10 protein-coding genes, 2 pseudogenes and 1 riboswitch are annotated in these 8,515 nt (G+C 57.9%); of the genes and pseudogenes, 4 read left to right on the forward strand and 8 right to left on the reverse strand.

Annotated features, from left to right (window positions below; genetic code table 11):
• From VKV18_RS00040 to VKV18_RS00055, 4 genes and pseudogenes are all read left to right on the forward strand, one after another.
• A pseudogene (locus VKV18_RS00040) lies at positions 1-205 on the forward strand (threonine synthase); the annotation flags it as partial.
• A gap of 111 nt (positions 206-316) precedes the next feature.
• On the forward strand, positions 317-592 hold the full coding sequence (locus VKV18_RS00045; RefSeq protein WP_324202185.1) for a MoaD/ThiS family protein: 276 nt from the start codon (positions 317-319) through the stop codon (positions 590-592).
• Between the two features lie 47 nt (positions 593-639).
• Positions 640-1,275, forward strand: coding sequence for a zinc ribbon domain-containing protein (locus VKV18_RS00050; protein ID WP_324202186.1), 636 nt, complete (start codon positions 640-642; stop codon positions 1,273-1,275).
• 48 nt (positions 1,276-1,323) lie between these two features.
• The gene (locus VKV18_RS00055) at positions 1,324-1,860 is read left to right on the forward strand and encodes an NIL domain-containing protein (RefSeq protein WP_324202187.1); all 537 of its coding nucleotides are present in this window, start codon (positions 1,324-1,326) and stop codon (positions 1,858-1,860) included.
• Here VKV18_RS00055 and thiD read toward each other — a convergent pair whose 3' ends face one another.
• From thiD to VKV18_RS00095, 8 genes and pseudogenes are all read right to left on the reverse strand, one after another.
• Positions 1,861-2,634, reverse strand: coding sequence for a bifunctional hydroxymethylpyrimidine kinase/phosphomethylpyrimidine kinase (gene thiD / locus VKV18_RS00060; protein ID WP_345786385.1), 774 nt, complete (start codon positions 2,632-2,634; stop codon positions 1,861-1,863).
• A gap of 9 nt (positions 2,635-2,643) precedes the next feature.
• Positions 2,644-3,990, reverse strand: coding sequence for a phosphomethylpyrimidine synthase ThiC (gene thiC, locus VKV18_RS00065; RefSeq protein WP_324202189.1), 1,347 nt, complete (start codon positions 3,988-3,990; stop codon positions 2,644-2,646).
• Positions 3,987-4,970, reverse strand: a complete 984-nt coding sequence (locus tag VKV18_RS00070; RefSeq protein ID WP_324202190.1) for an NAD(P)/FAD-dependent oxidoreductase — start codon at positions 4,968-4,970, stop codon at positions 3,987-3,989. Before VKV18_RS00070 ends, thiC begins: the two co-directional genes overlap by 4 nt.
• Positions 4,967-5,764, reverse strand: a complete 798-nt coding sequence (locus tag VKV18_RS00075; RefSeq protein ID WP_324202191.1) for a thiazole synthase — start codon at positions 5,762-5,764, stop codon at positions 4,967-4,969. The genes VKV18_RS00070 and VKV18_RS00075 overlap by 4 nt, the downstream gene beginning before the upstream one ends.
• Positions 5,765-5,803: 39 nt before the next feature.
• Positions 5,804-5,998: a sulfur carrier protein ThiS gene (gene thiS / locus VKV18_RS00080; protein WP_324200140.1), complete on the reverse strand. Its 195-nt coding sequence runs from the start codon at positions 5,996-5,998 to the stop codon at positions 5,804-5,806.
• Positions 5,986-6,612 carry a thiamine phosphate synthase gene (thiE, locus tag VKV18_RS00085; protein WP_324202192.1) on the reverse strand — a complete coding sequence of 209 codons (627 nt, stop codon included), beginning with the start codon at positions 6,610-6,612 and terminating at the stop codon, positions 5,986-5,988. Before thiE ends, thiS begins: the two co-directional genes overlap by 13 nt.
• A 62-nt stretch (positions 6,613-6,674) precedes the next feature.
• Positions 6,675-6,781, reverse strand: a riboswitch (TPP riboswitch).
• Between the two features lie 171 nt (positions 6,782-6,952).
• Complete coding sequence (locus VKV18_RS00090; RefSeq protein WP_324202193.1) at positions 6,953-7,666, reverse strand: lysophospholipid acyltransferase family protein; 714 nt, start codon at positions 7,664-7,666, stop codon at positions 6,953-6,955.
• Positions 7,667-7,818: 152 nt separating this feature from the next.
• Positions 7,819-8,515, reverse strand: a pseudogene (locus tag VKV18_RS00095) (glutamate synthase subunit alpha); the annotation flags it as partial.

Consider the following 8,515-nt stretch of genomic DNA (forward strand, 5'->3'; position numbering starts at 1 on the left):
CGTTACCGTTTCGGTGACGAAAAAACTGGCGGAACAGGGCCGATTCGGCAAAGACGATGTGGTGGTGATCGCCATCACGGGCAATGGCCTCAAAACCCAGGAGGCCGTGATGGGACGGGTAGGACACACCATCCCCATCGAGCCAAACCTGAACTCGCTCGAGGCCGCCCTGAAAACCGAAAAGCTTTTGGCGACCTCGTCGTGATAGCGCATTTGAATTTTGGAAGCCTTATAGGGTAACACCTTTTCAGGTGAAGTTGCGCCGTTCTACGGCGCCTCTTTTTCGTACATCTCATTAGTAAGGAGTGAATTGTCTATGCCTGTAACCGTCCTAATACCGACTCCGTTGCGTCGCTATACCGGCGACGTGGATGCGGTGACAGCAGCCCCCGGCACGATTGCAACGCTTATCGAAGACCTGGAAAGGCAGTTTCCAGGCATTTCTGAGCGGCTTGTGGATGAAAACGGAGATATTCGGCGCTTCGTGAACATCTATGTAAACGAGGAGGATATTCGCTTCCTAAAAGGGAAAGATACCCCCGTTAAGGATGGCGACTCCGTCTCCATCGTCCCGGCCATCGCCGGAGGCTAGTGCCTTTAAATCTATCTATCAAAAAAACGTTTCTAGGAGGACATGCAATGGGTGTTATTGAGTTCGTACAGAACTACGACGATCTTTCGACCGATCAAGGTTTTCAGTTTCGCTTCTATTGCGACCACTGCCACAACGGTTTCATGTCGACTTACGAGCCAAACAAGCTCGGCCTTATGGGCGATGCACTTCGTGCCGCCGGGGGGCTTTTCGGTGGAATCTTGAGTCGGGCAGGCGATTCGGCCTACAGTGTCCAACGCGCCGTGGGCGGCAAGGCGCACGACACGGCGCTGCAAACAGCTGTCCAAGAGATCAAGCCGCTCTTCAATCAGTGCCGACGCTGTGGCCGATGGGTTTGTAAAGAGGTCTGCTGGAACGAAGCTCGTGGGCTTTGTAAGCAGTGCGCCCCTGTGGAGGAAGAGGAGCTGGCGAGCGCACAAGCTCAGGTGGTAAAGGAGCAGATATACTCCAAACTCCAAGAGAAAGACCTTACTGCCGACATCAACCTTACCGCCCATGCCACCGTCACCTGCCCCCACTGCGGCTCCGCAGTGCAGGGTGGCAAGTTCTGCCCGGAATGTGGCAAGCCGCTAAGCACCAAAACAACCTGCCCGCAGTGCCATGCCCAAATTCCGGAAGGCGCGAAGTTCTGCGCCGAGTGCGGCACGCGCATCGGGACGTAGGTTTCGTTTGACCAGAGTGAGCAATTCGAGGAGTACTTAGACCGGACGATGCCTGTTGTTACCGTGAATCTCACGGCCACCGGAGAGATGGCCCAACGTCCCCTCCTTTGGCGACTTGGGCGTCTCTTCCATGTGGTTACCCATATTCGACGAGCGCGGATAAGCGAAGAGGTTGCCTGCCTAACGGTAGATATAGAAGGCTCCCAAAATGAGGTTACCCAGGCCAAAGCCTACCTTCACGCACTAGGGCTGCTGCCTGGAGAAAGCGGAGAGAATCTGCCGGTTCCCTCCCCCCCGCCACAACCGCCGGAAACCACCGTGTCGCAATCCGTTACCATCCGCGTGCGAATCGCTACGGTGGCCGCGGAACAGAACCGCGCCCCCCTGCTCTATCGGGTTGGGAAAGACTTCGATGTGGTGGTGAACATCGTGCGGGCCGCCTTTGATGAGGAAGAAGGAGGGTATTTTGAAGTGGATCTTTCCGGCCCTCTTAGCGAGGTGCAACGCGCCATCGCTTACCTCCACACTACCGGCGTGCAGGTCTACCCATACCAACGCTCGGTAACCGACTACAGCAACCTGTAGCTAATCGCTCTCTGAAGCGGCAGAGAAGGAAAAAGAGGTGCTTTCCATCTGACGGAAAACGTAGCCCTTGGCCTCTTCTACCGCCTTATGCAGCGAATCGCCCCAGGCCAGCCGCGCAGCGATGGCCGCTGAGAGCCGGCAACCCGACCCGTGAAGCTCCGCACCGGCAAGCCGAGGTAGAGCAAGACGATGGCACGTTTGCCCATCAAAAAGAAAATCTACCGCTTCCGGCCCCGAAGCATGCCCTCCTTTCAACAGAACGGCTTTGGGGCCGAGGTGTTTTAAAGCATGGGTCGCTTCCCACATCTGCTCTTCGTCATCCGCAGCAATGGCACGTTGCAGCAGCACCTCCGCTTCAAACAGGTTGGGCGTAATGAGCGTCGCCAGCGGAAAGAGCTGCGTTACCAGCGCCTCGATTCCGTCGGGCTCCAAAAGTTTCTTTCCGCTGCTGCTCACGAACACAGGGTCAACTACGAGAGGAGGCAGATGGTGGCCATTCAGCGCCTGCACAACGGCTTCAACGATGGTCTTGCTTCCTAAAGCTCCGGTTTTTATGGCATGAGGGGAACACTCCTCCCAAGCGCATTCTATCTGCGCCGCCACGAGATCGGGCGGGAGCAGAAAAACCTGATCAATGCGCCTTCGGTTCTGAGCGGTGATAAGCGTTACGGCGCTCATGCCATAAACGCCATAGCGCTCGAAAGTTTTCAGATCGGCCTGAAGGCCGGCTCCGCCTCCCGAGTCGGAGCCGGCCACGGTGAGCACAGAGGGCACGGACATGGTTTACGCGGTGACTTCTGCGCCTAGGGCCTCTTCCAGCGGCAGCTGCGTCTCCTTGGCAGCGCCGCGCCGTCCACGCATCACCACCTCGACTAGGTTCATGGGACAGAAGGGACCACACATGCTGCAGGCTTTGGTTTTCGTGCCACGCGCTTCGTACATCGCCCGCGCCTCTTCGGGGAAGAGGGCCAACTCGAACTGTTTCTGCCAGTCGAGCCGATAGCGGGCCTCGCTCATCTGGCGGTTGCGCTCCCAGTCGGCCTTGTTGCCGCGTGCTACATCGGCGATATGTGCAGCCAGCTTAAAGGCAATGACCCCCTCTTTCACATGCTCTACCGTGGGCAGCCCCAAATGCTCGGCGGGTGTAAGGTAGCAAAGCATGTCGGCGCCATGCCAGCCGGCCACTGCCCCACCGATGGCGCCCACGATGTGATCAAACGCAGCGCCGGTATCTATAGGCAGCATTCCTAGAATGTAGAATGGGGCATAGCGTGTGAGTTTTTTCTGTATCTGCACGTTGGTCTGTATCTCGTTAAGAGGAATGTGCCCCGGCCCCTCGACCATCGCCTGCACTCCCGCTTTTCGAGAGCGCTCTACAAGCTCCCCAATAAGCAGAAGCTCTTGAATTTGAGGGCGATCGGTGGCGTCGTCGAGCGAGCCAGGCCGAAGACCATCCCCTAGAGAGAGGGTCATATCGTAGGTTCGCGCGATATCGAGCAGATCGTCGAAGCGCTCCCAAAGCGGGTTTTCCTCCTCACGCTTCAGCATCCAGGCGGCTAAAAGTCCACCACCGCGCGACACAATGCCCGTGGTGCGGTGTGTGTTTTGATAGCGCATTAACGACTCGCGGGTCACACCGCAGTGCACGGTGATGTAGTCCACCCCAGACTTTCCGTGCTCCTCGATAACCTCAAACAGTTCATCGGCAGTCATATCGAAGAAGCTTTTGCGTTTGGCCGCACGAAACTCGGCCTCGTAGATGGGCACGGTGCCGAGGGGAACGGTGCTGGCTTCAAGGGTTTTCTGCCGAATGGCGGCGATATCCCCGCCCGTGGAGAGGTCCATCACCGTGTCGGCACCGTACTGGATGGCTACTTTTACCTTTTCTATCTCCTCGTCCGGGTGCACATAGTCGTAGGAGGTGCCTAGGTTCGCGTTGATTTTTACCCGCATCCCCTCCCCAATGGCGGTGAAGTGGCTGAGAGTTGTGTGGTTTGGGTTGGCCGGAATCACCACCCGTCCGGCGGCAACCTGTTCACGAACAAACTCCGGCGAAACGCCCTCGCGCTCCGCCACATAGGCCATCTGTTCGGTAATATGGCCTTTTTTAGCTGCCTCTAACTGCGTCATTCTCTGCTCCTCCTTGGGGAAACCCCAAAAATTGATTTTGCGATACGTTGTGCTGTTGCCGGGGCCAGCAGCACCCCATTGCGCCCGTGCCCCGTGGCGGCATAGATGCCCGAAGCGATCTCCCCTACCTGCAACGTCCCCATAGGGCGGTAGCCCCAGAGAAAGGCCTTTATAGAAGCCGTTTCAAGATGAGGAAAATGGTTGCGTACAAGGGAAATAAGCCACTGAAGCCCGATGAGGTCTACCCCAGGATGCCACCCTTCCCGTTGGGTAGCCCCCACGTAAAGCCCTCCATCCCGCGGCAGGAGATAACCCTCTTCTAAAAAGAGTGGGATGGTTGGAGGCGCTGCATCGAGCCACATCGCTTCGCCCTTCAAAGGCTGTACCTCTAATCCGAAACGCCCCGACCAAGCGCCGGTTGCCAGGACGATATGGGAGCCGAGCAGCGCCCCTCTATCGGTCTCTACTCTCCCTTTAGTTACAAACAAAGCTTCAGCGCGAAGCACCTGCCCGCCCATCTGCTGAAAGGCCTGCCACAACGCCTCCTTCAGACGCAATGGATGCACATAACCGCCCGGATCGGATCGGCCTTGTAGGTTTAGAGAGGCCAAAGATGGCCATACCGATAGACGGTCTCCACCCCTCGACATAACGAGGCCGGTTCCTTCTAACGAGAAAGGTACGGCAATGCCGGTCTGTTCCTGAAGCTCTGCAACCAGAGCCGGGTAGAGCGCAAGGCTCTCCTCCGCCCACTCGAGAAGTTCACCGGATAGGCCTTCTGGATAGGGTGCCAACATACCGGCGGAGGCACGGGTAGCCTCGCCATCAAAGCCGGCATCGAGCATCACCACCTCAGCGCCGGCCCTACGCAGGGTATAGGCGACGAGGCTTCCGATAATGCCGCCACCGATAACGATCACCTCATGGTGGTTAGAGAACGCCTCTGGCGACATAGGCTGCAGAGCCTCTGTCCGGCTCATACCGGTGTCTCCGGTTGCACCAGCGGCACGCCTACCACGGGGCTGCTTGGGCTTGCGGTCTCACGCGCGGTCATAGGCCCGGCCAGGTAGGCTTTTCTACCCGCCTCCACAGCCATGCGAAAAGCGGCAGCCATCGCCACTGGGTCTTGCGCCTCGGCGATGGCCGTATTCACCAACACAGCATCGACTCCCAACTCCATCACCTCGGCGGCGTGCGAGGGAAGCCCTAAGCCGGCATCTACCACAATAGGTGGTAGCTGATCGCGCAGGCGCAGAAACACCTCGATCAGCGCTCTGGTCTTTACTCCCCACCCCGATCCGATGGGGGCGGCCAGGGGCATGACCGTGGCACAGCCAATGGCGCTGAGCTTCGTCGCAAGCACCGGGTCGGGGCCGATGTAGGGAAGCACGACGAACCCCTCCTGCAGCAGAATCTCGGCGGCGCGATAGGTTTCCAACGGATCGGGCAGCAGGTACAGCGGATCGGGGATCACCTCAAGCTTCACCCAGTTCTCGCCGGTTAGGGCGCGACCAAGTCGGGCGATGCGAATGGCCTCTTCGGCTGTTTTCGCCCCGGCCGTGTTGGGCAGTAGGCGATATTTGCCCATCACCTCCTCTAGAAGTCCCTGATGCCCCGGAGCGCCGATCTCTACTCGCCGAATAGAGACGGTAACCATCTCGGCACCGGAGGCCTCTAAGGCTTCCCGCATGACGCCCCGATCGCGATATTTCCCCGTGCCCACGATGAGGCGACTTTGGAAGGTCTGATTAGCGATAACGAATGAATCGGACACGATCTCCTCCTTAGCAGGTAAGGCCTGATCTCCAGGCTCCTACCCTCCCTGCATCAGCGTCACTATCTCAACCACATCGCCTTCTTTCAAAGGCTCTGTAGGCAGTTTGCCGCGCGGGTAAACGGTCTCATTTACCAAAACGGCAACCAGTTGCGGATTCAGCTGAAGCTCTTTCAGCAGCTCCTCTAGCGTTTTACCGGCGGCTTGGCGTGGTTCTCCGTTCACGTAGACCATCTTTCGAGTTCCTCCTTAAAAGCGCGCGCCGCTTTTTCCGGACTTTCTGCGTCGTAGATGGCCCGCACCACAACGATGCGTCGTGCGCCCGCTTCAAGCACTTGGGAAAGGTTTGTAAGCTGGATGCCTCCAATGGCATACCAAACGGTTTTCTGAGGAAGGTTTTGAGCGGCCCACCGCACATACTCTAGCCCCGCTGCAGGGCGCCCTAACTTGGTTGGCGTTTCCCAAATCGGCCCGATAGAGAGATAGTCGGCCTCTTCCGCAAGGGCCTTTTGCGCCTGTTGGGGGGCATGGGTGCTGCGACCAACGATCCCTTGAAAGAAACGGCGCGCCTGCTGGGGCGTCAGATCGTTTTGCCCCACATGAACGCCATCGGCCTCAAGCAGCGCAGCGAGGTCGGGACGATCGTTGAGCACAAAGGGGATGCGGTAGCGACGACACAGCGAGAGAAGTTTCTCGCCAAGGTGGAGAATAGGCAGGGCATCCCAGTCTTTGGCGCGTAATTGCAGGATGTCCACCCCTCCGTTAAGGGCCGCTTCGGCACGTGCCAGAATCTCGGGATCGTCCTGGCCGGGGCGTGGCGTAATCACCAAATAGAGATGCCCTAACATACGAACACCTCCCAGATCGTTTCACCGAGCTGGGAGGTGCCATGAGAACAAAAGAGAAGAAATGCTTTTACCATGGCTTCCCTCCGCCGGTACTAACCGGATCAGGTTCCAAGGGTTGCCGGGGTCACCCGGCTCTCAGCTCCTCTTTGGAGCACCCCGTAGCCTTTACACGATTGTAAAAATTCCTGGCTTCGGCCCCGAATCGCGTGGGGCTGCTCGAAGGCGGTGCTTACCGCCGCACACATCTATTATAACACAAGAATCGGCGAAAACGTCACACCCATCGGCAAACTTTTTTAGCGAAAAAAAAGGCGAGCGGTGCCGTGCACCAGAAGACGGTTTACGAGGAGGATTCTCTTGAAGGCTCCTTCTCATCCATCGGCTCCTCTTTGTTTTCAGGCGCATCTTCGGTGAAGGATGGATAGGGTTGGTTTTCGAGCAGTGCTTTCACAACGGCCCGAAGCCGTTCCGCGCCGCCCTCTAAACGTTCGCGCTTTTTCAGCCCTTTCAGCAACTCCTCCGGGAGGATAGGCCTACCAAATCGTACAACCACGGGCCTGTGCATCGGTCGAGGAATCAGTTTCCCATAGGGTAGCAGGCGATCTGTACCGATAAGGGCTACCGGTAAGATGGGGGCGCCCGCCCTATCCGCCACCAGGATCACCCCCGGCAGGAAGGGTTGCAGTTGCCCATCCTCACTCAGCTTGCCCTCCGGGAAGATCACAACCGCCTCCCCTTGCTTTAGCAAATCCTCGGCCTGCCGCAGGGCCGCGAGGTCTGCGGAGTAGCGCTTTACGGGAAAGGCATGGAAGAGACGCAGGATATAGCGAAGGAAGCGCGTTTGAAACAGTTCGGATTTAGCCATGCCCCAACAGGGGCGTTTCAGGGCAAGATAGATGGTAGGGCCATCTGCATCGCTAAGGTGGTTTGGGGTAACGAGCACGCCTCCTTTTCGAGGGACGTTTTCGGCGCCCTCTATTTTTAACCCGCCCAAAAGGGCGTAGAGAAAACGCAATAGCAGCCAGGCGGCCGCCCAGATGATCCGATAAAGCATGTCCTACCTTCTCGAAAAGGGTTTGGAAACTATTTTAGTCCATATCGGCGCCATTACTCAACTCATTTTTATCGCGCTTCGCCAGCAAACTCAAAAAAGGCGCTCGGAGCCATGCTCCGAGCGCCTGATGAACCTACTACAGGGACACCTCCCTAAGCGCTAACGCCGGCGGCCTCGGCGCTCTGGGCGGCGCGGGCCGCGCGCTGCTGCAGCACCCGACGATACTCCAAAGAGACCACTTTCACAAACTGGGAAAGGGACTCTTCCCAGCGTTCTAGGATGGCTGCAGCCCGATCGCTCCCTGTAAAGCGATAGTGGTTCTCAATAAGCTCACGAACCAAAGCAATGTCGCGCTCTTCACGCAAAGGCTCTAGCTCGGTAAGCCCATGGTTAAAGTTGCAGCGAAGATGGAACGTGCCGTCGGGGTCCCAAACGAAAGCTTCCCCTCCGCTCATGCCGGCGGCAAAGTTGCGCCCGGTGCGCCCTAACACTACAACAACCCCACCGGTCATATATTCACAGCCGTGATCTCCCGTGCCCTCGACCACGGCAACGGCACCGCTGTTGCGCACGCAGAACCGCTCCCCAACGACGCCACGCAGATAGACCTCGCCGCTTGTGGCGCCATAAAGGATGGTGTTGCCGGCCACGATGTTCTCGGCCGGATCGAAGGGCGACTCTTTGGGCGGGTAGACGATGATACGGCCACCCGATAGCCCTTTGCCGAGATAGTCGTTGGCATCGCCCTCCAGCTCGAAGGTTACTCCAGGCACAAGGAAGGCCCCAAAAGATTGCCCGGCAGAGCCGTTGAACTTGAAATGGATGGTGTCGTCCGGCAGTCCTTTCGCC

Source organism: Chthonomonas sp., from assembly GCF_035294505.1.
Lineage (GTDB): Bacteria > Armatimonadota > Chthonomonadetes > Chthonomonadales > Chthonomonadaceae > Chthonomonas.

What these genes read in the sequence shown, in the direction of transcription:
- VKV18_RS00045 (WP_324202185.1), top strand. Translation starts at nt 317, where the DNA reads ATGCCTGTAACCGTCCTAATACCGACTCCGTTGCGTCGCTATACCGGC.
- VKV18_RS00050 (WP_324202186.1), top strand. Translation starts at nt 640, where the DNA reads ATGGGTGTTATTGAGTTCGTACAGAACTACGACGATCTTTCGACCGAT.
- VKV18_RS00055 (WP_324202187.1), top strand. Translation starts at nt 1,324, where the DNA reads ATGCCTGTTGTTACCGTGAATCTCACGGCCACCGGAGAGATGGCCCAA.
- thiC (WP_324202189.1), bottom strand. Translation starts at nt 3,990, where the DNA reads ATGACGCAGTTAGAGGCAGCTAAAAAAGGCCATATTACCGAACAGATG.
- VKV18_RS00070 (WP_324202190.1), bottom strand. Translation starts at nt 4,970, where the DNA reads ATGAGCCGGACAGAGGCTCTGCAGCCTATGTCGCCAGAGGCGTTCTCT.
- thiS (WP_324200140.1), bottom strand. Translation starts at nt 5,998, where the DNA reads ATGGTCTACGTGAACGGAGAACCACGCCAAGCCGCCGGTAAAACGCTA.
- thiE (WP_324202192.1), bottom strand. Translation starts at nt 6,612, where the DNA reads ATGTTAGGGCATCTCTATTTGGTGATTACGCCACGCCCCGGCCAGGAC.
- VKV18_RS00090 (WP_324202193.1), bottom strand. Translation starts at nt 7,666, where the DNA reads ATGCTTTATCGGATCATCTGGGCGGCCGCCTGGCTGCTATTGCGTTTT.